This is a genomic window from Kitasatospora sp. DSM 101779 (assembly GCF_025655475.1).
Taxonomy (GTDB): domain Bacteria; phylum Actinomycetota; class Actinomycetes; order Streptomycetales; family Streptomycetaceae; genus Kitasatospora.
Map to the genome: position 1 here is coordinate 4,412,803 of NZ_JAHTIK010000001.1, position 23,084 is coordinate 4,435,886.

Genomic DNA, 23,084 nt, shown 5'->3' on the forward strand with positions numbered 1-23,084 from the left:
GCAGCGGCTGCACGGGCGGCGCGGCCGCGACCGGCGGACCGGCCGGCAGGGCGTTCTCCAGACCCGGGTAGACCGGCATGCCGGGCTCGGGCACGCCGGGCAGGGCGATGGCACCGGCCGGGGTCTCGTCGGCCGCGGCCCGGCGCCGGCGCCGGGCCGGCCTGGACTCCTCGGCGGTCGCGGCCTCCGACGGCCCGTCAGCCGCCGGGCGGGCAGCGGCGTCCACCGGCACTCCGGCCGGCGGGGTGTCACCCTCGGCGGACCGGGAGGGGTGCCCCGGCGACTGCTCGACCGGGGCGACCGCCATCGGCCCGAGCGGGATCGGCCCGCTGCGGTCGTGGTCGGCGGGCTCCTGCCCGGTGCGCCCGGCCGGGCCGTTCTCCCGCGGCTCGGCCGACCGGACCTCGGGGAGGTCCGGCAGCATCGCGGTGTCGGTCTCCGCGGGCACGCTCGGCCGGCCCGCCGCGCGCGCCGCCGCCGGGTCGAGCGGCAGCTCGACCACGTAGGTCGTGCCCGCGCCGCCGGGCAGCTCGTGCCGCTGCAGCACGCCGCCGTGCCGCTCGACCGTGCCGCGGGCGATCGGCAGGTGGACGGGGCTGGACTGCCGGGCCGGACCGCGGACCTCGATCCGGGCGACCTCGCCGCGCTGCGCGGCGGCGACCACCACCATCGGGGCCTCGCCGCCGACCGGCGGCAGGGCGGGCACGCCGAGGGTGGGCGACGCGCCCGTCCCGGGTGCGTCCAGCGACGGCGTGATGCCGCTGACGTCGGCCACCAGGTGGGCCAGCGCGCGGGCGAGCCGCTCCCGGTCGGCGGTCACGTCGACGGCGGCCGCGTGCACCGAGTAGCGCACCCGTCCTGGGCCGACCAGCTCGCCGGCGTGCTCCACCGCGCGCTGGACGACCGCGTCGAGCCCGACCGGCTTGCGCTTGAGCTGCCGGCGCCCGCTCTCCGCGTCGGCCTCGAAGGCCTGGTGGGCGAGCACGCCCTCGATCAGGGTGCCGAACCGGCGGCACTCGTCGGCGAGCCGGCGCAGCGTCCAGTTGGCCTCCGGCCACAGCTGCCCGGCCGGATCCGCGGCGAGCGCGTCGATCCGGCGGTGCAGTGCGGTGAGCGCATCGCCGAGCTCCGTCTCCAGGACGGCGGTGAGGTGCTCGTTGCGGGCGACGAGCGCGAGCTCCTTCGTCCGGTCGGTGAACGTCATCACCGCGCCGACCAGCTGTTCGCCGTCCCGGACGGGGGCGGTGGTGAGGTCGACGGTGACCGGGCTGCCGTCCTTGCGCCACAGCACGGCGCCGCGCACCCGGTGCTTGCGTCCGGACACCAGGGTGTCCATCAGGGCGGAGCCCTCCGGGGCGAGCGGGGTGCCGTCCGCCTGGGAGTGCTGGACCAGCGGGTGCAGCTCGCGGCCGCCCAGCTCGCTGGCCCGGTAGTCGAGTATGTGCGCCGCCGCCGGGTTGACCAGCACCACCCGGCCGTCGAGGTCGACGCCGAGCACGCCCTCGGCGGCCGCCCTCAGGATCATCTCGGTCTGCTTGTGCTGCCGCCGCAGCTCCGCCTCGACGCCGAGCCGGCTGGACAGGTCGCGGACGAGCAGCAGCAGCAGGTCCTGGCCCGAGCCCTCGCGGTACGGGTCGTACGGGACGTAGCCGCGGCCCTCGGCGGCGGCGCCGTCGTCGGTGAAGTCGTTGCCGGAGACCTCGACCGGGAAGGTCCCGCCGTCGGTGCGCCGGGCGGTCATCCGGACCGGCTTGTCCAGGCCCTCCGCCTCGGTCGTGGCCGGGCGCATCGAACCGGGGATCCGGCTGGGGTCGAACTCGGGGAGCAGGTCGAGCACACCGCGCCCGACCAGGGAGGTGCCGGGGGCCTGCAAGGCCTCCACGGCGGCCTTGTTCGCGTCCACCACCGTGCCGTTGCTGTTGACCAGCAGCAGCGCATCGGGCAGTGCATCGAGTATCGCGGCGAGGCGAGCAGCGCCTCGGGTCGGCCTGCTGCTCACGTCGACAGGTCTCCTCACGGCTTGGGCCACGTCGGCGGGGCTCGCCGGCTGGTGTCACGGCGGGCGCTCGCGGCTCGCGCTCTCCTCGGGCCCCGGCAGTATCTCATTGTTCTTTGCGCTGTGGACGACCCGCCTAGTAACGTTGTCGGTGGTTGGTGTCGGGCCCGTGGGCTGTGGCATCATCACTTGCGCACGGAGTGCGTCCGGGGTCTCGGGCGCGGTCCGGGTGGAGGAGGCTTCGCCTAGTCCGGTCTATGGCGCCGCACTGCTAATGCGGTTTGGGCCTTAAAGCCCATCGAGGGTTCAAATCCCTCAGCCTCCGCCTCGTGGAGAGCCCCGTCGGCAACAGCCGACGGGGCTCTCTGCATTGTCCGGGGCTCTCTGCATTGTCCGGGCCTGCCCGGTCCCGGTCGGGATGTGCCCGGGGGCCCGGCCCGGAACTCGCCCGGGGCCGGTTCCGGAGGGCCCCGGGGAGGCGCCGAGAGCGCCCGGGATCAATCGATTTCACCCCCGGTCGACGGTCATGTAATGTTGTCCCCGCACCGCCCCGGAGGCCAGCCGCCAGGGCGAGCGCTCATAGCTCAACGGATAGAGCACTTGACTACGGATCAAGAGGTTGCAGGTTCGAATCCTGCTGAGCGCACCACAATCCGCCGCAGCGGTCCCCCCGGGGATCGCCCAGGCGCTCATAGCTCAACGGATAGAGCACTTGACTACGGATCAAGAGGTTGCAGGTTCGAATCCTGCTGAGCGCACCACCCGAAGGCCCCGGACACCGTCCGGGGCCTTCGTCGTTGCCGTGACCGCCCGGGCCGGGTGGCTCAGGCCAGTTCGGTGCGGTTGATCCAGGCGACGTCCCGCGGCTGCAGGAAGCGCTCCGCCGCACTCGTCGGACGGCTGCGGTCCAGGGTGCGCGGCACCGGGTCGTGGCGGACGAGCGACGGGTCCGCGCCCAGGGCGGCCAGCCGAGCGGCCACCGCCGGCGCCAGGTCGGGCGGGCCGCTCAGCAGCACGTCCCGGCCGGCGCAGTCGCCGAGCCGGGCGAGGCCGGCGTGCAGCAGCGCCACCGCCTCGGCCCGCCCGGCGCCGTCCGCGGGGGCGGCGAGCACCACCTCCAGCCGGGCGTACCGCTCGACCAGGGCGCGCACCGCGTGGAGGTCGTACTGGTCCGCGTCGCTCCGGGCGCCGAGCAGGACGGTGGCCGGCCGGGTGCCCTCCCGGGCGAGCGCCTCGACCACCGCCTTGACCTGGGCCCAGCCGGTGCCGCCGGCCACGGCCAGCAGCGGTCGCCGGGACGCCGGGTCGAGCACCGCGGCGCCGAGCGGCGGGCCGAGCCGCAGCCGCTCGCCCGGCCGTACCGCGTCGACCAGGACGGGGGAGAGCAGGCCGTCCGGCACCCGGCGGACGTGCACGTCGAGGGTGCCGTCGGGCCGCGGCGCGCAGCCGATCGAGTAGGGGCGCCAGACCTGCGGCACCCGTGGCGAACAGAGGGTGAGGTACTGGCCGGGGATGAACGGGTAGGGGCGGTCGGGCGCCAGGGTGAGGACCGTCACGTCCGGGGCGGCCGGCCGGCGCAGCACCACCTCGGCCTGCCAGCAGGCCGGGGTGCCGGCGGGGACGGCCGCGGCGGCGTCGGTCATCGCCCGGGAGATCACCGTCCACGCCTCGGTCCAGGCCTTCTCCTGGTCCTCGCTCCAGGCGTTGCCGGCGAACCGCCGCAGTGCGGCGAGCAGGCTCGCCCCCACGGCCGGGTAGTGCTCGGGCCGGGCGCCGAACTTGCGGTGGTCGCGGCCGAGGGCGGCGAGGTAGCCGGCGAGCCGCTCGGGCTCGTCGAGGCGCTGCACCAGGTGGGTGATCGCGGCGAGCAGCCGGTCGCGCTGCTCGTCCATCCGCTCGGGGAAGAGCGCGCGGACGCCCGGGTTGTTGGCGAACAGGTGGGCGTAGAAGTAGGCGGTCAGCTGGTCGGCGCGGCGTTCGACCACCGCGAGGCCGGCCCGGAGGACCGCCGGGTCGAGGGCCACCGGTGCGTCCTCACCCGTCCGCCCCGGTCGGGCCGGCGGCCACCAGCGCCCGGCCCATGGTGTCCGCGACCACGCCGTAGACCGCCGCCCAGGCCGCCTCCGCCTGCGGCGACCAGGCGTCGCCGGCGAAGTGCCGCAGGGTGGCGAGCAGGCTGACGCCCACCGCCGGGAAGTGCTCCGGCAGGGCGCCGTAGCCGGCGTGCCGGTGGCCGAGGTCGGTGAGGAGGCCGACCAGGGTGTCGGTGTCCTCCAGGTGCTCGACCAGCGCGCCGAGGGCGGCGAACAGCCGGTCCTGCTGGTCGTCGAGGTGCTCGGCGAACAGCGCCCGGACGGCCGGGTGGTGCTCGAACAGATGCCGGTAGAACCAGGCCGTCACCTCGGTTCCGTGGGGCTCGACGGCGGCGAAACTGCTCTTCACGAGTATGGGGTCGATGCTCACGTGCGCCGACTCTACTGACGGTCCGTCATCTCGAACAGGGCGCCTCGGGACGTGGTCCGGGCGCCCGGCGAAGCCGGATCGCGATCCGGCCGGAACGGCGCAGAACCGCCTCCGCGGAAGGCGCCGACGGAGGGCGTGCCGGGGCGGCGACCAATCGGGTGCACCTCGGGACGCGCCCACGGGTGTCGGTACGTGACGGGCCGTCGGCCGTGCTTCGCTCTTGTCGGATGTTATGGCCGCGTCATCTCCGGCTGCGGCCCGGCCACGGCAGCGAAGGAGCGCCGGATGAACCGACGGTTCCGCCCGACGTCCCCCGCCCGCCGGGCCCTGGCGGCCGCGGCGGCCGCCGGACTGCTGCTGCCCGCCGCGCTCGCCGCCCCGGCCCCGGCCCAGCAGAGTCCCGCCGCCTGGAACCAGGACCGCACGGCGGCGCTGCCCTCCGGCCTCACCGTCCGGCTGGACTTCTCCCCCCTCCCCGGAATCACCGCCACCGCCGCCCCCGGGACCCTCGCCGGCGTCGCCGGGAGCAGCGCGGTGTACACGGACGGGATGCACCCGGGTGATCCCGCCGAGACCTTCGACATCGGCGCCGACCGCGCAACCGCGGACGGCTCCTGGCGCACCATCGGCACCCTGCGGATCGCCTTCTCCCGGCCGATGCGCAACCCCCGGCTGCACATCGGCGGCCTCACCGCACGCGCCACCGCGACCACCGGCACCACCGCGACCGCCGTCCGGCTCACCGCCACCGGCGGCACCCCCACCACCCCGACCCTGGCCGGACGCACCCCCTGGACGGGCTGGACGGCGGCGGGCAGCGAACTCGCCCCGCCCGCCGACGCGCAGGCCGACACCGCGGCCGAGGGCGCCGGCACCCTCGAACTGACCGGCACCGTCGGCACCGCCACCCTCCGCCTGGAACAGCGGACCACCGCCCGGGACGGCTCCACCACCCCGCCGCCCGCGCTGCACACCTCCTGGACCGTCACCCTCGACGAGTCGCTCGGCACCGCGCCCCAGGGCTACGGCAACGCGTCGCACCTGCTCTCCGACCTCCACCTCGGCCGGGACGCCACCGACGACCGGCACCGCGAGCGGCCCGTCCCGGCGACCGCCGCCAGACCGCTGGTGCCCGGGCCGGACGGCACGGGACCGGCCTCCACGGCATCGGGAGCCGCGGTGTCGGGGGACGGCGCACCGGGGGAGGCGGAGCCGCCGCCGGCGCCCACCCGCCCCCTGGTGGAACTCGTCCCCGCCGCGCCGCGCAGCCTCTGGGCCAGCCCCGTCCCACCGCGCACCGGCCCGGGCCGCGGAGAGTACCCGGGCGCCGACCCGACGCTCGCCTTCCCGGTCGAGGCCGCGACCGGCGACTACTACCGGGTCGACGTGCCCGTCGCGCCGGGTGCCGGCCCGGCCGTGCTGGCCGGCTGGGTCGACTTCGACCGCAACGGCCGGTTCGACCCGATGGAACGGGTGCAGGCCGAGGTCCCGCAGGGTGCCACCACCGCCCGCCTGGAGTGGGCGATCACCGGCAAGGTGGTCGCCGGCGAGACCTGGGCCCGGCTGCGGATCGCCCGGGACGCCTCACAACTCGTCACCCCGGGCGGCTTCGCCGACTCAGGACAGGTCGTCGACCAGCGCATCCGGCTCGCCACCGGCTCGGCCCGCCCGGAGATCTCCGCGCCGGTCGACGGCGCCGTCACCGCCGAGCTCCGCCCGCAGGTCGCCGGGACCGCGCCCGCCGCTTCGAGCGTGGCCGTCACCGACGGCGACCGCACCCTCTGCACGGCCGCGGCCGCCCAGGACGGCGGCTGGAACTGCCGGCCCGGTCAGGCGCTGGCCGACGGCGAGCACGCCCTGGCCGCGGTGGCGACCACGCGCACCGGCGCCGCGCTCCGCAGCGAGTCCGTCCGACTGACCGTCAAGACCGCCCCGCCGAAGGCCCCCGCGTTCACGCTGCCCGAATACACCAACGACCCCGGCCTGCTCGTCGCCGGCACCGGCGAGCCGGGCAGCACCGTCTCGGTGACCGAGACCGGCAGGACACCGCGGGCTGCCGGCGAGCTCTGCAGCACCGGCGTCGGGCAGGACGGCGCCTGGTCGTGCCTGCCGGTGGAGAGCCTCGACGACGGTGTCCACCGGCTGACCGCCACCGCGGTGGACGCGGCCGGGAACACCGCCCGCGGCACCGAGACCGCACTGACCGTGGACACCGTCGCACCCGGCCGCCCCGTCCTGGAGACGCCGAAGGCCGGCGCCACCGTCGACGCCCGCCCCCGGTTCGCCGGACGGGCGGAGGCCGCGGCCACCGTCACCGTCACCGCCGGGCCGAAGGCGGGCGGCGGGGAGCGGACCGCCCTGTGCAGCGGCCTCGCCGCTGCCGACGGGGCCTGGTCCTGCACCGCCGACCGCGCCGCGCCGGCCGGCGAACGGGTGCTGGTCGCCACCGCCGCCGACCGCGCCGGGAACAGCACCGCGAGCGAGCCGGTGACGGTGCGGATCGCGGCGGAGCCCGCGCCGGCGCCGTCCACCGGGACGGTCCCGCCGCCCGTCGACGCGGTGTCCCCGCAGCCGGGCAGCCCGTCCGCCGCCTCGCCGCCCGCTGCCGCGGATGCGCCCGTCTCTCCGCCTGCCGTCCCCTCGCCGTCTGCTGCCGAGCCCGGTGCCGGTGACCCGCCGGCGGCGGACCCGGGGGTGCCCGCCGCCGAGGGCGGTCCGGAGCCGTCCGGCCGAGTGCGCGCGGTGCCGCCGCAGACCGGGCACCCGTCGGTCGTGCGCTCGGTGCTCGCCGACGGCCGGGCCCTCGCCTCGGCCCACGGCAGCCTGCTCGCCGGCCTGGCCGGAACGGCGTGCCTGGCGGCCGCCGGGCTACTGCTGCGCCGGGTGTTCGCCCGTGGACCGGGCAGTCGCCGAAAGAGCTGACCATTCGTCAGTTTCATTGCGCCGGTGAGGAGTCGACACGCCCGCCGTGCCCGAAATGTCGCATTTGATGACTTGTCGACCTAGCCTGAAACCCGGTGCAGGCCGCCCGTTTCCCGTCCGGCCGCCCCGCCTTGCCGTACCCAACCGGAGGACCGTGCATGGACGTCACCCGCGACCCGTCGCCACGACCCGCCCCCCGTCCCGCCGGGCCGCCCGTCCCCCCGGCGGGCGGCCCCGGAACGGCCGGAACCACCGCCGCCACCGGCAAGGCCCAGCCCGTCCGCGCCGACAGCGGCGGCCTGACCGCCCCGAACCCCGCCATGGCCGCCCGCACCGCAGCACCGGAGGACCCGCCCACCCGACAGCTGACACCCGTCCGCGCCGACCCGGACACCGAGACCCCCACGACCCGCCGACCGCCCCGCGTCGACCAGGCACTGCGCGAGCGGCACGCCTTCGCGCTGCCCGGCTGGCTGGCGCTGCTCGTCCTGCTGCTGGCCACCGCCGGACTGCTCGTGATCCTCGTCCGGGCCGGTGTGGTGCCCGAGTTCGAGGCACTGCCGGACATCCGGACCGAGGCCGTACACCGCGGCGGCCCCGCCGGGCTGACGGGCGCGGAGATCGCCGCCGTCGCCGCCGTCGGCCTGCTGCTGGTGGCCGTGCTGGCCGGGCTGCTCTCCAACCCCGGCGGCGAGGCCAGGGTGCTCACCCGCTGGGGACGCTACCGCGGCACCGTCCGCCGGGCCGGCCTGCTGTGGGTCAACCCGCTGGTCCGCCGACGCCGCGTCGACGTGCGACTGCGCCACTGGCGCAGCGACCCGGTGACGGTCACCGACCGCACCGGCACCCCGATCGTCGTCCGGCTGCTGGTGGTCTGGCGGGTCCGGGACACCGCCCGGGCGATGCTGTCCGTGGCCGCGCACGAGGCGTACCTGCGCGAGCAGATCCACGCCGTGCTCAGCCGCACCGCCAGCCGGCTGCCCTGCGACTCCAACGCCGGCCCCGGCCCGGCGCTCCGGGACGGCCAGTGGTTCGCCGACGAGCTCAGCCGCGCCCTCGCCGCCGAGGCCCACCCGGCCGGCCTGGAGGTGTACTCGGTCCAGCCGATCACCCTGGACTACGCGCCCGAGGTCGCCGAGTCGATGCGCCGTCGCCGCCTCGCCGACCTGGACGCGGGGCTGCGTACCGTGCTGGTCGACGACGCCGTCGAGGCGGCCGCGCTCGCCGTCCGCCGCCTCGAACGCGCCACCGCCCACCAGCTCGACGAGGCCGCCCGCAGCGCGCTGATGGAGCAACTGCTGGTGGCCTTCGTCGCCCCGGCCGGGGTCAGCGCCCCGGTGCCCGCACCGGCCGTCCGGCCCACCCGCAAGGAGGCCGCCGGACGCAAGGAGGGCCGGCCGGCGTGACCGGCGGCGAGCTGATCGCCCTCACCGAGGCCGACCCCGCCGGCTGCTCCTGCCGGGGCTGCACCGCCGACCGCCCCGCCCGACCGGACGGGACCCGCCGGGCCCGGGCGTACCCGGCCCTGCGCGGGGCCGTCCTCTCGGCCGCCGTTCTGGCCGGTCTCGCCACCTCCGCCATGACCGCCCGGGCCCTGCCGCTCCCGGACGGCCCGGGCTGGGACGGCAGCCGCTACTGGTACCGCAACGCGGCGGGGGAGTGGCGGTGGACCGTCCACCGCGGCGTCTACACCGAACGGACGGCCGCCCCCGGGCCCGCCGTCGCCGCCGCGGAGCAGCCCGGACCCCGGCAGGGCCGGGACGGCTCCCGCCACTGGTTCCGCACCGCGGCCGGCGAACGGCGCTGGACGAGCCGCCGGGCGGTCCACCTCGCCCGCACCGGAACCCGGCAGGCCTCCGCCCCGGCCCCGCCGAACGGCGCGGAGGCCGCCGTCGACTTCGCCCTGGGCCAGCTCGGCCGGCCCTACCGCTGGGGCGGCGAGGGCCCGGGCGGCTACGACTGCTCCGGCCTCGTCCAGCAGGCGCTCCGCCGCGCGGGCGTCGACCTGCCGCGGGTCGCCGCCGACCAGTACGCGGCCAGCACGCCCCTCGCCCCGGACCGGCTGCGCCGCGGCGACCTGCTGTTCTAGGTCCGCCACCGGCCGGGCGGCCGGCATCGGCCACCTGGCGCTCCACCTGGGTGACGGCCGCTACGTCGAGGCACCGCGCCCGGGCCGCACGGTGCGGATCGCGGCCCTCCGCGCCGACCACTACCCGACCCACTTCGGCCGCCCCTGACGCCGTCCGTCCACAGCCTGTGGACGGAGCACGCCCCGGGCCGGGGGCACCCCTTTGTCCACAGGGCCGTGCGCTCAGGCCGAGGCCGCGTCCAGCAGGGCGATCTCCTCCTCCGCCAGTCGCAGGTCGATCGCGGCCAGCAGCGGCGGCAGCTGCTCGACACTGCGTGCGGAGGCGATCGGCGAGGCCACCGTCGGCCGGGCCGCGAGCCAGGCCAGGGCCACCGTGGCGGGCTCCACCCCGCGGACGGCGGCCACCTTGTCCAGCGCCTCCAGCACCAGCGGCCCCCGCGGCTCCGCCAGGTACCGGGCCGCCCCCAGGGCTCGGGCGCTCGGCACCTCGCCGCCGCCCGGGCGGTACTTGCCGGTCAGGAAGCCCGAGGCCAGCGCGTAGTACGGCACGGCGGACAGCCCGTGCGCCGCCACCACGTCGGCGAGGTCGCCCTCGTAGGTGCCGCGGGAGACCAGGTTGTAGTGCGGCTGCACCGCCACGTACCGGGCCAGGCCCTCACGGTCGGAGAAGGCGAGCGACTCGGCGAGCCGGTCGGCGCCGATGTTGGAGGCGGCGATCTCGCGGACCTTGCCCTCCCGCACCAGCTCGTCGAGGGCCGTGACGATCTCCTCCACCGGCGTCGTCGGGTCGTCCCGGTGGGTGTAGAAGAGGTCGATCCGCTCGATGCCCAGCCGGACGAGCGACTCCTCGGCGACCCGCTTGATGTTCGCCGCCTTCAGGCCGGGCGCGTCCGGGTGCATGCCGACCTTGGTGGCAATCACGACCGCGTCGCGATTGCCGCGGCTGCGCAGCCAGTTGCCGATCACGGTCTCGGACTCGCCGCCGGTGTTGCCGGGCACCCAGGACGAGTACATGTCGGCGGTGTCGACGAAGTTGCCGCCGGCCGCCGCGTAGGCGTCGAGGACGGCGAAGGACTGGGCCTCGTCCGCCGTCCAGCCGAAGACGTTGCCGCCGAGGCAGAGCGGCGAGACGGCCAGGTCGGAGGTGCCGAGGGTCACCCGGCGGGCGTCGTTGCGGTAGTCGGTCATGCCGCGAGTCAACCCGATCCGCGGGTGGGCCATTCCGGAGGCGGGCCGGTGTTCACGGTCCTGTCGCACGGGTGTTGCACGTGCGGGTGGGGGGAGGCTGTGGAGATCACCCCACCGAGGGGTCCGGGGTGTTCCGCGGGCAGCCGGGTTGGCTAGAGTCCTCGCCATGGCTGACAACGACTACGACCCCGCCGGCAACACCCAGATGTTCCGGGCGTTCGTCGACGAGACCCCGGCGCCGCAGGCCCCCGGCTCCGTCAACACCTACGGCAGCAGCTCCTCCGGCCGGGGCGGCATGATCGCCGTCGTGGCGGTGATCGCCCTTCTCGTCATCGGCGGCGTGGTATGGCTCGCCGTCAAGTAGACGGAGCCGAGCAGGCGGCCCGGAGCGCGGGCCCCGGGGTGCGGCGCGGTCCCTAGACTGATCGGGCCCGCGCCCGCCGTCCCCCGCGCACCAGGAGGCCTCCCGTGACCCAGCCCACCGAGACCGCGCGCAGCCTGGGGCTCAGGGGCGCGGTGAACGCCCGCGACCTGGGTGGCTACCGCACGGCCGACGGCCGGGTGCTCAAGCCGGGCACCGCCCTGCGCGCGGACGCGCTCAACCGCCTCGGCGAGGACGACCTCGCCCTGCTCGCCGCCCACGGGCTGCGCCAGATCGTCGACCTGCGCAGCCTCGACGAGGTCCGCGAGGCCGGCCCGGACATCGTGCCCGGCCTGCCCACCGCGGAGATCGCAGCCGCGGAGCTCTCCGCCACCCCGGTCACCGTCGAGCGCACCACCGCCGACGGCATCACCCTGCACCACCTGCCGGTCTTCGCCCGCGACTTCGACATCTACGTCGCGCTGCGCAACGCGCTCGCCGACCGCGACGCCGACAAGCAGCGCGCCCTGCTGGGCGACGGCCGGGCCGAGGACATGATGATCGGCCTCTACCGCTGGTTCGTCACCGACGCCGTCGCCCGCGAGCGCTTCGCCACGGTGATCCGGCTGCTCGCCGAGCCCGAGGGCACCCCGCTGCTCTTCCACTGCTCGGCGGGCAAGGACCGCACCGGCTGGACGGCCGCCCTGGTGCTGACCGCCCTCGACGTCGACCGCGACACCGTCTACGCGGACTACCTGCTCACCAACGAGCGCTCCGCCGCCATCGTCGAGCACGTGGTGGACAGCTTCGGCACCCGCGGCCTGATGAAGGAGCCCGCTCTGCTGCTGCCGATCTTCCGCGCGGACCGAGGCTACCTCGACGCCGCGTTCGAGGAGGTGGCCGCCGGCTGGCCGACCTTCCAGGACTTCTGGCGGGACGGCCTCGGCCTGGACAGCGCCGTGCTGGACGGGCTGCGCGCCAACCTGCTCGCCTGACCCGTCCGGCAGCGGCTCCGTCCGTCCCGTCAGACCTCCGCGGTCAACCCGGCCCGGAGCCGGGCCAGGGTCTTGGTGAGCAGCCGGGAGACGTGCATCTGGGAGATGCCGATCTCCTCGCCGATCTGCGACTGCGTCAGGTTGCCGAAGAAGCGCAGCATGATGATCCGCCGCTCGCGCGGCGGCAGCTTGGCCAGCAGCGGCTTCAGCGACTCGCGGTACTCCACGCCCTCCAGCGCCAGGTCGTCGTAGCCGAGACGGTCGGCCAGCGGGCCCTCGCCGTCCTCCTCGCCGGGCGCGGAGTCGAGCGAGCTGGCGGTGTACGCGTTGCCGACCGCCAGGCCCTCGACGACGTCCTCCTCGCTGACGCCGAGGCAGGCCGCCAGCTCCGCGACGGTGGGGGAGCGGTCGAGCTTCTGCGAGAGCTCGTCGCCCGCCTTGGTGAGGGCGAGGCGCAGCTCCTGCAGGCGCCGCGGCACCCGGACCGACCAGCTGGTGTCCCGGAAGAAGCGCTTGATCTCGCCGACCACCGTCGGCATCGCGAAGGTCGGGAACTCCACCCCGCGGTCCGGGTCGAACCGGTCGATGGCCTTGATCAGCCCGATCGTGCCGACCTGGACGATGTCCTCCATCGGCTCGTTGCGGCTGCGGAACCGCGCCGAGGCGTACCGCACCAGCGGCAGGTTGAGCTCGATCAGGGTGTCGCGGACGTAGGAGTGCTCCGCGCCGCCCGGCTCCAGCGCCGCCAGCCGGCGGAAGAGCGACCGCGAGAGCGTCCGGGTGTCCAACGGGCGCTCGCCGACCACGGGCCCGGCACCGCCGTCGCCCCCGGGCCCGGCCGCGGCCCCGGGCGGCGGTGCGCCGACCTGCTGCTCCCCGACCTGCTGCTGCGGGAAGGCCCGCAGCACCGCCCGCACCCCGGCCGTCCGCTCCCCGGTAGCCTGCTCCACAGGGATCTCCTCGACGACCGCACCGACCGGCTCTCCGGACATGCGCCCCACCCCCTCGTGACTGACTGTTCAACGGGCACCAGCACAGCGTGGTTCCCGTGACGGACCCTCCCTGCACCCCCCATACCGGCCCACCGGCCCCGGCAAACCCGGCCCTCGCGAGATGTCACACGGCGGTAACGCGGCGCGATCATCCGGCCGGCTCACTCCTCCCAGGAGTTGCCGGTCCGGAGCCGGGTGAGGATGCGCGACAGCAGCCGGGAGACGTGCATCTGGGACATCCCCAGCTCGGTGGAGATCTGCGACTGCGTCAGATTGGCGAAGAAGCGCAGCATGATGATCCGCCGCTCCCGCTCGGGCAGCTGCACCAGCAGGTGGCGGACCATGTCGCGGTGCTCGACGTCGGCGAGCGCGGAGTCCTCGTAGCCGAGCCGGTCCAGCAGGGCGAGCCCGCCCTCGTGCTCCTGTGCGGCCTCCAGCGAGGCGGCGTTGTACGCCCGGCCGGCGTCCAGGCAGGCCCGGACGTCCTCCTCGGGGATGCGCAGGCTGGCGGCGATCTCCGGCACCTTGGGCGCCCGCCCGTGGGTGACGGTCAGCTCCTCCATCGCCCCGCTGACCTGCACCCACAGTTCCTGCAGCCGCCGCGGCACGTGCATGGTGCGGACGTTGTCCCGGAAGTACCGCTTGATCTCGCCGAGGATGGTCGGCAGCGCGTACGTCGGGAACTGCACGCCGCGGCTCGGGTCGAACCGGTCGATGGCGTTGATCAGGCCGATCGTGCCGACCTGGACGATGTCCTCCATCGGCTCGCTGCGGCTGCGGAAGCGGGTCGCCGCGTAGCGGACCAGCGGGATGTTGATCTCGATCAGAGCGGCCCGGACGCGTTCGCGCTCGGGAGCCCCCGGGGGCAGTTCGGCGAGCCGCTCGAAGAGGACCCGGGTGAGCGTGCGGACGTCCACGGGCGTGCGGGTGCCGCTCTGGCGGTCCCTCAGCCCGGCAGCCTTCAGCTCCGCGACGAGGTTCTCCGCGGGCGGCGGGGCTGACTGCTCCCCGTCCGTGCCCCGCGCGCTGTCCTGTGTCCGCACGGACACGTCACCCCTCCCAGAGTCGACATCTGCGATCCGGCCGCCGCCTCAGCGGTCCCGGCCGTGCTCACCACCTCGCCAGATCCGGCAAAACCGGTCATAGCATCACAAGTCGTCCACATCGGCGGCAAGCACCGCCCGTAGGCGTGTTGGCTGACACTGCGCCGGTGGCCGATGTGTGCTGTGCCCCTCCACCCCGGGTCGGGGGCGGAGGGCCGGGCGATGGTGCGTGTGCGATGCGACTGTCGTGGGGTCAGACCTCGATGTCGGCGATCACCCAGGTGGCGAACTCCCGCCACTGACCCGCGGCGGCCTGGTGGGCCGGGTGGGTCAGGTAGGCCTGCAGCGCGTCCCGGTCCTCGATCAGGCTGTTGATCGCGTAGTCGTAGGCGATGTCGCGCTCGGTGGTGTTCCAGCCGCACTCCCACTCGCGCAGCTCGGGGATCTGCGGGCCGAGCTCCTCGAACGCCTTCGCGCCGGCGATCGCCCGCTCGTCGTCCCGCAGGACGCCGTCGTTGAGCTTGAACAGGACCAGGTGCCGGATCACGATGCCGCTCCTAGCTGGAAGGGTGGACGAACCCCGCCACGGTAGCCGCTGACCGGCCGGTCTCAGTTCACCAGGCCGGTCATGAACGTCCCGACCGCCTTCGCGGCGTCCGAGATGCCCACGAATCCCGACTGCACCAGCTCCGCCGCCCTGGTGGGCGACGTGATGATCGTGTAGATCACGAAGATGAGCAGGAGATACATGCCGATCTTCTTCGCCTGAGCCATCGAACGGGCCTGCCTCCCTGCCGCGGGGCCGCCGTCGCTCTCCCCGGGCGCCCTCCTGCTGCTGCGCAGCTTATCCACCGGACGGCCCATCCGGTGAGAGCGGTGTTCACTCCCCGGGACGAAGGTCCCCGCGAGTGGGGGCTTTGTGCGGGTGCCCGCCCGCGGGCGGTGCCGCACGATGGAGGAGTGCCGCGGGATCTGGCAGGAATCCCCGGTGCAGGGAACCGGGACTCCCCGCTGTGGGACCGCGCGTCGCAGCTTCCCCCTGATGCGGCGCCGGTGGTGGGAGACCCGACGGGGGCGCGGCCCGCTCCCCCGAGGCCGCGCCCCCTCCGACACCTCCGAACGCCACCTGGCCCCGGGCCCGGTGGCGTTCCGCGTTCCCTGACGTCCCGCCAGCGGCCCCCGCCCACCCGCGCGGTGCGCCCGGGCGGGCGGGGAGACACGTCGAAGGGCCCGACCGATTCCGGTCGGGCCCTTCGTGAAGCGGTAGCGGTGGGATTCGAACCCACGGTGGAGTTGCCCCCACACACGCTTTCGAGGCGTGCTCCTTTGGCCGCTCGGACACGCTACCGAGAGAGACTCTACCGGACGGGTCGGGCGGTCACGAAATCCGTATTCAGCGCTGGGTCTCGAAGAAGGCCAGCAGCTGTGCGGAGCACTCCTCGGCCAGCACGCCGGGGACGACCTCGGGGCGGTGGTTGAGCCGCCGGTCGCGCATCACGTCGAAGAGCGAGCCGGCCGCGCCGGCCTTGGGGTCGAGGGCGCCGTAGACCACCCGGTCGATCCGGGAGAGCACCAGTGCGCCGGCGCACATGGTGCACGGCTCCAGGGTGACGACCAGCGTGCAGCCGCTCAGCCGCCACTCGCCGACGGCCTCGGCCGCCTGCCGGAGCGCCACGATCTCGGCGTGACCGGTGGGGTCGCCGTCCGCCTCGCGCACGTTGTGGCCGCGGCCGATCACCGCGCCGTCGGGCCCGAGCACGAGCGCCCCGACCGGTACGTCCCCGGTGGCGGTCGCCAGAGCGGCCTCGTCCATGGCGAGGCGCATCAGGTCCTTCCACCGGTCGCGCACCGGGTCGGGGCGGACGGGGGCCGGCAGGGGCTGGATCTGCGGGGCGGGTGCGGACGGCATGGCACCAGTGTCGGGCACCGGCTCGGGCGCTACCGAACGGCCTCCAGGACCTCGCCCGCCCCGAGCGCGTCGGCGATCTCGGCGAGCGCGTCGCCGGGCACCGCACCCTCGCCCGCCAGGGTCAGCAGGTCCTTGGCGGACAGGCCGAAGTCGGCGAGGAGGTCGGAGTCGCCGAGCGGCCCCGCCTGGGCGCCGGCCGGGCCCGCGGCGTCCTCGTCCTCGTCCGCGTCGTCCTCGGTCTCCAGCGCGGCCTCCTCGTCGTCCTCGACGTCCGCGACCAGGGCGTCGAGGTCGTCGAAGTCCTCGGCCTCGATCAGTTCGTCGGTCAGCACCGAGCCGTACGAGCTGCGCGCCGCGGCGGCGCCGTCGGAGACGAAGATGCGCGGGTCGTCCTCGCCGTCCACGCGGACGACGGCGAACCAGGCGTCCTCCTGTTCGATGAAGACCAGGACGCTGTCGTCATCCTGGGCGGCCTCCCGGGCCAGGTCGGCCAGGTCGGCCAGGGTTTCGACGTCGTCGAGTTCCGTCTCGCTCACATCCCACCCGCCATCGGTGCGAGCAAGCACTGCAGCGAAGTACGCCACCAGGGACACTCCCAAGATTGGTCTCGGCTGTAGGCGATCTCGGGCGAACGCGGCCTGGCCGCCCCCGCGCCGGAGGCGGTCCGCTGTTCGGACCGTCCCTCCGGCATCGTGACAGAAAGCCCGGCGCTGCGGGGGGTGTTCTGCAGCGCGTCTTTGCAGGTCGTGTCGGAATGGCTGGTCGGCGGCCGACGAGTCGCGGACTCCGCCGTCAGATACGGAAGGTTCGCATCCGCAAGGCCTCGCGCATCCGCCGCTCCTTGGTGCGTCGCGGCTGCACCCGGGCCCGCAGCTCGCGCGCCTCGGCGAGCTCGCGGAGGAACAGGGCGCGGCGCTTGCGGCGCTGCGCCTCGGTCTCGGGGGCGTCGGGCCCCGACTCGTCTGTCGAGCCGGCCCCGGGGTCCGGGTTGCTCTTCATACGGTCCGACTTTCCCAGAAGTGTCCGCTTGATACCACGGCGAAGGTCTCGGTTCGGCTTCCCCGGTTTCCGCCCGTCCACACCTCGTTTCCGGCCGCTCCCCGGCGAGTCGTACGCACGTGCCCCTGCCCGTTATGGTCGAGACATGCGTCTCCACGTCGTCGACCACCCCCTGGTCGCCCACAAGCTCTCCACCCTGCGCGACGAGCGCACCGACTCGCCGACCTTCCGCCGCCTGACGGACGAGCTGGTCACCCTGCTCGCCTACGAGGCCACCCGGGACGTCCGGACCGAGCCGGTGGAGGTCACCACCCCGGTCGCCGTCACCACCGGTACCCGGCTGAGCCACCCGCGGCCGCTGGTCGTCCCGATCCTGCGGGCGGGCCTCGGCATGCTGGACGGCATGACCCGGCTGCTGCCGACCGCCGAGGTCGGCTTCCTGGGAATGGTCCGCAACGAGGAGACGCTGGAGGCGTCGACCTACGCGACGCGGATGCCCGACGACCTCTCCGGCCGCCAGGTCTACGTCCTCGACCCGATGCTGGCCACCGGCGGCACCCTGGTCGCCGCCGTCCGGATGCTGCTCGAGCGCGGCGCCACGGACGTCACCGGCGTGGTGCTGCTGGCCGCGCCGGAGGGCGTCGCGGTGGTCGAGAAGGAGCTGGCCGACCAGCCCGTCAGGATCGTCACCGCCGCGCTGGACGAGCGCCTCAACGAGCACGGCTACATCGTCCCCGGCCTCGGGGACGCGGGCGACCGCCTCTACGGCACCGCCGGCTGATCCCGCCGCCGGCCGGTCCCACGGTCCGAAGCACGAAGGGCCCCGCTCCTCCCGGAGGAGCGGGGCCCTTCGTGCGGTGTCGTCGAGTCCGGCCGCCGGTCCGGTCAGCAGGAGCCGGGCTGTGGCGACGGGGTCGGGGACGGCTTGGTGGCCTCGGCCAGGGCCGCGGCTGCCTGGGTCGGGTCGAGCAGGGCGGCGAAGCTGTCGCCGATGACGAAGTCGACCGTGGCGTCCGTCCGGGCGTCGGCGGTCTTGGAGGCGCTCGCCACCTGTGAGCCGAGCAGCGTGGCCGCGCCGAGGCCGGCCGGACCGCTGATCACCTGCACGGTGCCGGGCACCTTCTTGTCCAGCGCGGCCGGCGCGTTGCCGACCTGGCCGATGGTGAAGCCGCGCTTCTTCAGCTCCTCCGCGGTTCGCGCGGCCATGCCGGACTTGTCGGTGGCGTTGTAGACGTTGACCGTCACGCCCTGCGGCTGCGGGACGGCGGTGCTGGTCGCACCGGGGGCCGGGGAGGCCGCACCGGAGGCGGCGTCCGAGGCCGGGGCGGCCAGCGGCTTGCCGGAGCTGCCGGGGTTCGGACACGCCTGCGCGGAGGCGTGCCGCCCGCGGAAGACGTCGTAGAGCTGGACGCCGCCGAGGGCGATCAGCGACAGGGCGAGCAGGGAACCGAGGGCGGCCAGCACCTTGCGGCTCCTGCGGGGAGGGCGGCCCAGGCGGGGGTAGGAGTTACCGGTGATCCGGTACTGCTTCCCCTTCAGTCCCTGGGGGGTCAGCATGCTCACGTCGGTGTCCCCCTCGTGCCAGGACAGGCTCGGTCTCGGGTGCGGCCAAAAAAGGGGCGTGCGCCGGAAAATCGGCCGTTGGTCAGCAGATTAGTGCTACAGCTGCTGCGAAGGTACTAAATGATCATCATCTGGAGTACCCCGGCACCCGAAAGGATGTACCGGTGCCCTTCCGGGGCGTCCGGGAGGGCGTCCGCGAGGTGGTTCGTACCCGGCCCGGGGCCGGTCAGTCCATCTCCAGCACGCGCGCGTGGAGCACCTGGCGCTGCTGCAGCGCGGCCCGCACCGCGCGGTGCAGGCCGTCCTCCAGGTACAGGTCGCCGTGCCACTTCACCACGTGCGCGAAGAGGTCCCCGTAGAACGTGGAGTCCTCCGCGAGGAGCGTTTCCAGATCGAGCTGACCCTTGGTGGTGACCAGCTGGTCCAGCCGCACCGGACGCGGCGCGACGTCCGCCCACTGGCGGGTGCTGGTCCGGCCGTGATCCGGGTACGGCCGCCCGTTGCCGATGCGCTTGAAGATCACACGGAAAGCCTACCGTCATGCGGACGGGGGGCGCAGCAAGCGCGGCGTTACCCGTCCGGCTCGGAGTGCGGCGGTTTGATGGGGAACATCCCCTTTGCCAGCTCTGCCCGGGAGCCCGCCGAGATGACCGACCCCCTCACCCCCGACACCGCGGCCCTGCCCTCCGCCGTTCGGGCGATCGCCGACGGGTACGCCTTCACCGGCCCCGCGCTCGACCTCGGCGCAGCGATCGACGGCACCACCGCGTACCCCGGTGCGCAGGTGCGCGTCCCGCTCGGCGTGCTCAACCGGCACGGACTCGTCGCCGGCGCCACCGGCACCGGCAAGACCAAGACCCTCCAGCTGATCGCCGAACAGCTCTCCGCCCAGGGCGTCCCGGTCTTCCTCGCCGACGTCAAGGGCGACGTCTCCGGCATCGCCGCCCCCGGCGCGCCGGGCGACCGGATCGCCGCGCGCGCCGCCGAGGTCGGCCAGCCGTGGGCACCGCAGGGCTGCCCGGCCGAGTTCTACGCCCTCGGCGGGCTGGGCACCGGCATCCCCGTCCGGGCCACCCTCACCAGCTTCGGCCCGCTGCTGCTCGCCAAGGTGCTGGAGCTCAACGAGACCCAGGAGGCCTCGCTCGGCCTGGTCTTCCACTACGCCGACCGGGCGGGCCTGGAGCTCTACGACCTCAAGGACCTCTCCGCCGTCATCGGCTTCCTCACCTCGCCCGAGGGCAAGGACGAGCTCAAGGGCATCGGCGGGCTGTCCGCCGCCACCGCCGGGGTGATCCTCCGTTCGCTGACCGTGCTGGACAACGAGGGCGCCGGCGCGTTCTTCGGCGAGCCCGAGTTCGACACCGCCGACCTGCTGCGCACCGCGGCCGACGGCCGGGGGACGGTCTCCGTACTGGAGCTGCCCGCCGTCCAGGACCGGCCGCGGCTGTTCTCCACCTTCCTGATGTGGCTGCTCGCCGACCTGTACCAGGAACTGCCGGAGGTCGGCGACCTCGACCGGCCGAAGCTGGTCTTCTTCTTCGACGAGGCGCACCTGCTCTTCAAGGGCGCGTCCAAGGCCTTCCTGGAGGCGATCACCCAGACCGTCCGGCTGATCCGCTCGAAGGGCGTCGGCATCTTCTTCGTCACCCAGACGCCCAAGGACGTCCCCGCCGACGTGCTGGCGCAGCTCGGCAACCGGGTGCAGCACGCGCTGCGAGCCTTCACCCCGGACGACGCCAAGGCGCTCAAGGCCACCGTCTCGACCTTCCCGCGGTCCCCGTACGACCTGGCGGAGGTGCTCACCGGACTGGGCACCGGCGAGGCGGTGGTCACGGTGCTGTCCGAGCGGGGCGCGCCGACGCCGGTCGCACCGACCCGGCTGCGGGCGCCGCAGTCGCTGATGGGGCCGCTGGAACCGGCGGCCCTGCAGGCCGCGGTGGACGGCTCGCCACTGGCGCCGCGCTACCGCGACGCGATCGACCGGGAGTCCGCGTACGAGAAGCTCACCGCCCGCCCGGCCGTCCGCGAGGAGGAACCGGCCCGGCCGGAGGCCGCCGAGCGGCCCGCGCCCGCGGAACGCCGCCGGGCGGAGGCGGCGGAGCAGGAGGAGGGCGGGCTGATCGGCTCGCTGCTGCGCAGTCCGGCACTGAAGTCCTTCGCCCGCTCGGCGGGCACCCAGCTCGGCCGTGAGATCACCCGAAGCCTCTTCGGCACGTCCCGCCGCCGACGGTAGGGCGGTCTCCGGAGGTCATGGGTGCACCACACGGGGCGGGTGGGGGCGCCTCCCGGCCGAAGGCCCGGGGAGAACCGCGTAGTCCGGGAGCGGTGCTTCCGGTGAGTCCGAGTCACCCCCGGCCCGCACGGTGGGCCGCATCCGAATTGCGCGGTTCCCCGCGCCCCCGGCGTGCCGCTACGGAAGGAGGGCGGCGCCGATGCGGTCGAGGGAGGAGAGGCGCATCAGGCCGTAGTGGTAGAACTCGACCTCCGGGACGCCCAGCTCGCGCAGGACGGCGATCTTTGCGGCCAGGTCGGCCGGGCCGTCGCAGTCCTCGGCCATCGGACGGAGGATCACCGCCATGGCCTCCGGGCGGACGCCGTGCAGGGCGAAGGCGGCCACCTTCTCGCGGACGGCCTCCGGGGTGCGCGCGTAGCCGAGGGTCTCGATCTGGTGCGCGGCGCCGGCCAGTGACGGGAGGTCGATTCCGGAGAGCCAGCCCCTGCCGGGCCCGGCGCCGTCCATGAAGGTCAGCCGCATGCCGGCGGCGGCGGCCGTCCCGGCGAGTTCGGCGGCGAGCGAGGTGACGGTGCGGGTGGCCGCGTCCAGGTAGGCGGCGAGCGCGCCGCCGGCGAACTCGTCCAGGGCGGCGGGCTCGGCGGCGCGCTTCTCGTCGGCGAGCCGGGCGCGCAGCTCGTCCCGGACGGCGGTGCGGACCTCCTCGGCGGGGACGCCGGCCGCCGAGGCGGCGGCCAGGCAGTGCGGGCAGAAGCAGATGCCGAGCAGGGCCTCGGCGACGGGTCCGAGCTCCTCGAAGTAGCGCTCGTGGTGGTAGCCGTGGCGCAGGCCGTGGAAGTGCAGGGACTCGGCGCGGATCGCGTCCACGCCGTACCGGCCGAGGTCCTCGACCAGGGTACGGGCGTACTCGCGGACCTCCGGGTTGGCCGGGCAGAGCTCGGTGAGGTGGCGGTCGCCGAAGGCGTTGGCGGGGGCGCAGTCCGGGTGCTGGAAGCCGAGCCGGTCGTTGTGGCAGAAGACCGTCCAGGCGTGCAGCCTGAGGCCTCGGCGGCCGGCCTCGGCGGCGGCCTCGGCGAACGGGTCGCGGTCGCCGATCGCGGTGGACGGCGTCGGGACGAGCCGCCGGCCGGCCCAGCGCGCCGGGTCGGGACGGAAGTAGGCGGCGCCCGGTTCGAGGTAGCGGACCACCCGGTGCGGGTTGTGCGGGAAGACGTCGCGGGCCTCGTGGTAGACCGAGGCGAGGGTCAGGCCGCCCACGCCGGCCCGGTCGGTAAGGTGGCCGAAGAAGGTGTCGGCGCCCTCGTCCAGCAGGTCGGTGGCGAAGGCGAGGACGGACGACTCCACGGGGCGGCTCCGGGGCAGGCGGTGCGGGTGCGTCCTCCACGCTAGCCCGACGCCGGGCATTGGTCTATACCTGACGGGTCGTGGCGGACCCGGTGAGCGAGAGCGGGCGAGGACGGCAATGGCGCCGGTGTACCGGGAGTACGACCACGACGAGCTGGCCCGCGAGTACTCGCCGAGCAGCTGCGTGGAGGACATCGCGGTCGAACTGGCCGCCTACACGGAGCGCAGCAAGGACGCGTACGAGGCCCTGGAGGTCCGCCGCGACCTGCGGTACGGCCCCGCGGAGCCCGAGCTGGTCGACTTCTTCCCGCCCCGCGGGCCCGTCCCCGACGGCGGGGCCCCGCTGCACGTCTTCGTGCACGGCGGGTACTGGCAGGAGCTGGACAAGGCCGACTCCGTGTTCGCCGCACCCGACTTCACCGCCCGCGGCACCGCCTACGCCGCCGTCGGCTACGGGCTGGCCCCGCACTGGCCGCTGGACGCGATCGTCGACCAGGTCCGCCGGTCCGTGCACTGGCTGCTCGACCGCGCCGAGGAGCTCGGTGTCGACCCGGGCCGCGTCCAGCTCAGCGGCAGCTCGGCCGGTGCGCACCTGGCCGCCATGGCACTGCTCGGCCCGGCCGCCCCGAGCGGCCGCCGGGTCGCCGGCGCGGTGCTGCTCAGCGGGGTCTACGACCTGGAGCCGATCGCCCTCACCTACGTCAACGACGCGCTCGGCCTGGACGCCGCGGCCGCCCGCCGCAACAGCCCGCTGCACCTGCTCGCCGACGGTCCGGCCCTGCCGCCGCTGCTGCTCGTCCGCGGCGAGCACGAGACCGCCGAGTTCGGGCGGCAACAGGACGTGTTCGCGGCCGCCGCGCGCCGGGCCGGGGCCCGGGTGGAGACGGCGGTCGCCGCCGGACGCAACCACTTCGACCTGCCGCTCGACCTCGGCCGCACCGACACCCCGCTCGGCGCGGCCGTGGCGGCGCAGTCGGCTGCCTAGAC

At 75.0% G+C, this 23,084-nt stretch carries 22 protein-coding genes and 4 tRNA genes; 11 read left to right on the forward strand and 15 right to left on the reverse strand.

Translation table 11 applies throughout. The features are described 5' to 3' along the window. On the reverse strand, window positions 1–1,999 hold a 1,999-nt coding region (locus KSNIM_RS20090; protein WP_263104590.1), incomplete at its 3' end, for a PAS domain-containing sensor histidine kinase. 231 nt (window positions 2,000–2,230) lie between these two features. Here KSNIM_RS20090 and KSNIM_RS20095 point away from each other — a divergent pair. The 3 genes from KSNIM_RS20095 to KSNIM_RS20105 all read left to right on the forward strand — a co-directional run bounded on the left by KSNIM_RS20095 (window position 2,231) and on the right by KSNIM_RS20105 (window position 2,757). Further along, window positions 2,231–2,321: transfer RNA gene (locus KSNIM_RS20095), tRNA-Ser, on the forward strand. 248 nt (window positions 2,322–2,569) lie between these two features. Further along, window positions 2,570–2,645 (forward strand) — tRNA-Arg (locus KSNIM_RS20100). A 36-nt stretch (window positions 2,646–2,681) separates the two neighbouring features. Continuing rightward, window positions 2,682–2,757: transfer RNA gene (locus KSNIM_RS20105), tRNA-Arg, on the forward strand. A 63-nt stretch (window positions 2,758–2,820) separates the two neighbouring features. Here KSNIM_RS20105 and KSNIM_RS20110 read toward each other — a convergent pair. Continuing rightward, window positions 2,821–4,020, reverse strand: a complete 1,200-nt coding sequence (locus KSNIM_RS20110; protein ID WP_263104591.1) for a globin domain-containing protein — start codon at window positions 4,018–4,020, stop codon at window positions 2,821–2,823. Window positions 4,021–4,030: 10 nt separating this feature from the next. Continuing rightward, on the reverse strand, window positions 4,031–4,459 hold the full coding sequence (locus KSNIM_RS20115; protein WP_263104592.1) for a globin domain-containing protein: 429 nt from the start codon (window positions 4,457–4,459) through the stop codon (window positions 4,031–4,033). 285 nt (window positions 4,460–4,744) lie between these two features. Between KSNIM_RS20115 and KSNIM_RS20120 the strand changes: the two genes are divergently transcribed. The 3 genes from KSNIM_RS20120 (at window position 4,745) to KSNIM_RS20130 (ending at window position 9,470) form a co-directional block, all read left to right on the forward strand. Beyond that, entirely contained in the window at window positions 4,745–7,381 is a 2,637-nt protein-coding gene (locus KSNIM_RS20120; protein WP_263104593.1) for an Ig-like domain-containing protein, read from the forward strand. Window positions 7,382–7,539: 158 nt separating this feature from the next. Continuing rightward, the gene (locus tag KSNIM_RS20125; RefSeq protein ID WP_263104594.1) at window positions 7,540–8,787 is read left to right on the forward strand and encodes an SPFH domain-containing protein; all 1,248 of its coding nucleotides are present in this window, start codon (window positions 7,540–7,542) and stop codon (window positions 8,785–8,787) included. After that, window positions 8,784–9,470 carry a C40 family peptidase gene (locus tag KSNIM_RS20130; protein WP_263104595.1) on the forward strand — a complete coding sequence of 229 codons (687 nt, stop codon included), beginning with the start codon at window positions 8,784–8,786 and terminating at the stop codon, window positions 9,468–9,470. Before KSNIM_RS20125 ends, KSNIM_RS20130 begins: the two co-directional genes overlap by 4 nt. 222 nt (window positions 9,471–9,692) lie before the next feature. On the opposite strand, the gene KSNIM_RS20135 is transcribed toward KSNIM_RS20130, so the two are convergent. Next, window positions 9,693–10,658, reverse strand: a complete 966-nt coding sequence (locus KSNIM_RS20135; protein WP_263104596.1) for an aldo/keto reductase — start codon at window positions 10,656–10,658, stop codon at window positions 9,693–9,695. Window positions 10,659–10,824: 166 nt separating this feature from the next. Here KSNIM_RS20135 and KSNIM_RS20140 point away from each other — a divergent pair, with 166 nt between their 5' ends. Together KSNIM_RS20140 and KSNIM_RS20145 are read left to right on the forward strand one after the other, a co-directional pair. Continuing rightward, the gene (locus KSNIM_RS20140) at window positions 10,825–11,022 is read left to right on the forward strand and encodes a hypothetical protein (RefSeq protein WP_263104597.1); all 198 of its coding nucleotides are present in this window, start codon (window positions 10,825–10,827) and stop codon (window positions 11,020–11,022) included. A gap of 104 nt (window positions 11,023–11,126) precedes the next feature. Then, window positions 11,127–12,014, forward strand: coding sequence for a tyrosine-protein phosphatase (locus KSNIM_RS20145; protein ID WP_263104598.1), 888 nt, complete (start codon window positions 11,127–11,129; stop codon window positions 12,012–12,014). 29 nt (window positions 12,015–12,043) lie between these two features. Here the strand turns inward: KSNIM_RS20145 and KSNIM_RS20150 are convergent, their stop codons facing one another. The 8 genes from KSNIM_RS20150 to KSNIM_RS20185 form a co-directional block, all read right to left on the reverse strand. Beyond that, window positions 12,044–13,006 (reverse strand): RNA polymerase sigma factor SigF, encoded by a 963-nt coding sequence (locus tag KSNIM_RS20150; protein WP_263104599.1) that lies wholly within the window; start codon window positions 13,004–13,006, stop codon window positions 12,044–12,046. Between the two features lie 161 nt (window positions 13,007–13,167). Further along, complete coding sequence (locus KSNIM_RS20155) at window positions 13,168–13,971, reverse strand: RNA polymerase sigma factor SigF (RefSeq protein WP_263108031.1); 804 nt, start codon at window positions 13,969–13,971, stop codon at window positions 13,168–13,170. Window positions 13,972–14,302: 331 nt separating this feature from the next. Beyond that, a complete protein-coding gene (locus tag KSNIM_RS20160) occupies window positions 14,303–14,596 on the reverse strand; it encodes a Dabb family protein (protein ID WP_263104600.1) in 294 nt (97 codons plus the stop codon). Window positions 14,597–14,658: 62 nt separating this feature from the next. Continuing rightward, window positions 14,659–14,823: a hypothetical protein gene (locus KSNIM_RS20165; RefSeq protein WP_263104601.1), complete on the reverse strand. Its 165-nt coding sequence runs from the start codon at window positions 14,821–14,823 to the stop codon at window positions 14,659–14,661. A 487-nt stretch (window positions 14,824–15,310) separates the two neighbouring features. Continuing rightward, window positions 15,311–15,397 (reverse strand) — tRNA-Ser (locus KSNIM_RS20170). A 45-nt stretch (window positions 15,398–15,442) separates the two neighbouring features. After that, window positions 15,443–15,958: a tRNA adenosine(34) deaminase TadA gene (gene tadA, locus KSNIM_RS20175; RefSeq protein ID WP_263104602.1), complete on the reverse strand. Its 516-nt coding sequence runs from the start codon at window positions 15,956–15,958 to the stop codon at window positions 15,443–15,445. 29 nt (window positions 15,959–15,987) lie between these two features. Next, window positions 15,988–16,542 carry a hypothetical protein gene (locus tag KSNIM_RS20180; protein WP_263104603.1) on the reverse strand — a complete coding sequence of 185 codons (555 nt, stop codon included), beginning with the start codon at window positions 16,540–16,542 and terminating at the stop codon, window positions 15,988–15,990. Window positions 16,543–16,750: 208 nt separating this feature from the next. After that, window positions 16,751–16,957 (reverse strand): hypothetical protein, encoded by a 207-nt coding sequence (locus KSNIM_RS20185; RefSeq protein ID WP_043175180.1) that lies wholly within the window; start codon window positions 16,955–16,957, stop codon window positions 16,751–16,753. Window positions 16,958–17,102: 145 nt separating this feature from the next. Here KSNIM_RS20185 and upp point away from each other — a divergent pair, with 145 nt between their 5' ends. Further along, entirely contained in the window at window positions 17,103–17,738 is a 636-nt protein-coding gene (upp, locus tag KSNIM_RS20190; RefSeq protein ID WP_263104604.1) for a uracil phosphoribosyltransferase, read from the forward strand. Window positions 17,739–17,842: 104 nt separating this feature from the next. On the opposite strand, the gene KSNIM_RS20195 is transcribed toward upp, so the two are convergent. Both KSNIM_RS20195 and KSNIM_RS20200 read right to left on the reverse strand, forming a co-directional pair. Beyond that, the gene (locus tag KSNIM_RS20195) at window positions 17,843–18,514 is read right to left on the reverse strand and encodes a LytR C-terminal domain-containing protein (RefSeq protein WP_263104605.1); all 672 of its coding nucleotides are present in this window, start codon (window positions 18,512–18,514) and stop codon (window positions 17,843–17,845) included. A 232-nt stretch (window positions 18,515–18,746) separates the two neighbouring features. Then, window positions 18,747–19,043 (reverse strand): type II toxin-antitoxin system VapB family antitoxin, encoded by a 297-nt coding sequence (locus tag KSNIM_RS20200; protein ID WP_030273186.1) that lies wholly within the window; start codon window positions 19,041–19,043, stop codon window positions 18,747–18,749. A gap of 123 nt (window positions 19,044–19,166) precedes the next feature. Here KSNIM_RS20200 and KSNIM_RS20205 point away from each other — a divergent pair, with 123 nt between their 5' ends. Then, on the forward strand, window positions 19,167–20,753 hold the full coding sequence (locus KSNIM_RS20205; RefSeq protein ID WP_263104606.1) for a DUF853 domain-containing protein: 1,587 nt from the start codon (window positions 19,167–19,169) through the stop codon (window positions 20,751–20,753). A gap of 177 nt (window positions 20,754–20,930) precedes the next feature. On the opposite strand, the gene KSNIM_RS20210 is transcribed toward KSNIM_RS20205, so the two are convergent. After that, a complete protein-coding gene (locus tag KSNIM_RS20210; RefSeq protein WP_263104607.1) occupies window positions 20,931–22,097 on the reverse strand; it encodes a hypothetical protein in 1,167 nt (388 codons plus the stop codon). Between the two features lie 118 nt (window positions 22,098–22,215). On the opposite strand from KSNIM_RS20210, the gene KSNIM_RS20215 reads away from it, so the two are divergent. After that, the gene (locus KSNIM_RS20215) at window positions 22,216–23,082 is read left to right on the forward strand and encodes an alpha/beta hydrolase (RefSeq protein ID WP_263104608.1); all 867 of its coding nucleotides are present in this window, start codon (window positions 22,216–22,218) and stop codon (window positions 23,080–23,082) included. Window positions 23,083–23,084: the final 2 nt, after the last annotated feature.

What these genes read in the sequence shown, in the direction of transcription:
- tadA (WP_263104602.1), bottom strand. Translation starts at nt 15,958, where the DNA reads ATGCCGTCCGCACCCGCCCCGCAGATCCAGCCCCTGCCGGCCCCCGTC.
- KSNIM_RS20185 (WP_043175180.1), bottom strand. Translation starts at nt 16,957, where the DNA reads ATGAAGAGCAACCCGGACCCCGGGGCCGGCTCGACAGACGAGTCGGGG.
- KSNIM_RS20140 (WP_263104597.1), top strand. Translation starts at nt 10,825, where the DNA reads ATGGCTGACAACGACTACGACCCCGCCGGCAACACCCAGATGTTCCGG.
- KSNIM_RS20195 (WP_263104605.1), bottom strand. Translation starts at nt 18,514, where the DNA reads ATGCTGACCCCCCAGGGACTGAAGGGGAAGCAGTACCGGATCACCGGT.
- KSNIM_RS20125 (WP_263104594.1), top strand. Translation starts at nt 7,540, where the DNA reads ATGGACGTCACCCGCGACCCGTCGCCACGACCCGCCCCCCGTCCCGCC.
- KSNIM_RS20150 (WP_263104599.1), bottom strand. Translation starts at nt 13,006, where the DNA reads ATGTCCGGAGAGCCGGTCGGTGCGGTCGTCGAGGAGATCCCTGTGGAG.
- KSNIM_RS20215 (WP_263104608.1), top strand. Translation starts at nt 22,216, where the DNA reads ATGGCGCCGGTGTACCGGGAGTACGACCACGACGAGCTGGCCCGCGAG.
- upp (WP_263104604.1), top strand. Translation starts at nt 17,103, where the DNA reads ATGCGTCTCCACGTCGTCGACCACCCCCTGGTCGCCCACAAGCTCTCC.
- KSNIM_RS20135 (WP_263104596.1), bottom strand. Translation starts at nt 10,658, where the DNA reads ATGACCGACTACCGCAACGACGCCCGCCGGGTGACCCTCGGCACCTCC.
- KSNIM_RS20205 (WP_263104606.1), top strand. Translation starts at nt 19,167, where the DNA reads ATGACCGACCCCCTCACCCCCGACACCGCGGCCCTGCCCTCCGCCGTT.
- KSNIM_RS20120 (WP_263104593.1), top strand. Translation starts at nt 4,745, where the DNA reads ATGAACCGACGGTTCCGCCCGACGTCCCCCGCCCGCCGGGCCCTGGCG.
- KSNIM_RS20165 (WP_263104601.1), bottom strand. Translation starts at nt 14,823, where the DNA reads ATGGCTCAGGCGAAGAAGATCGGCATGTATCTCCTGCTCATCTTCGTG.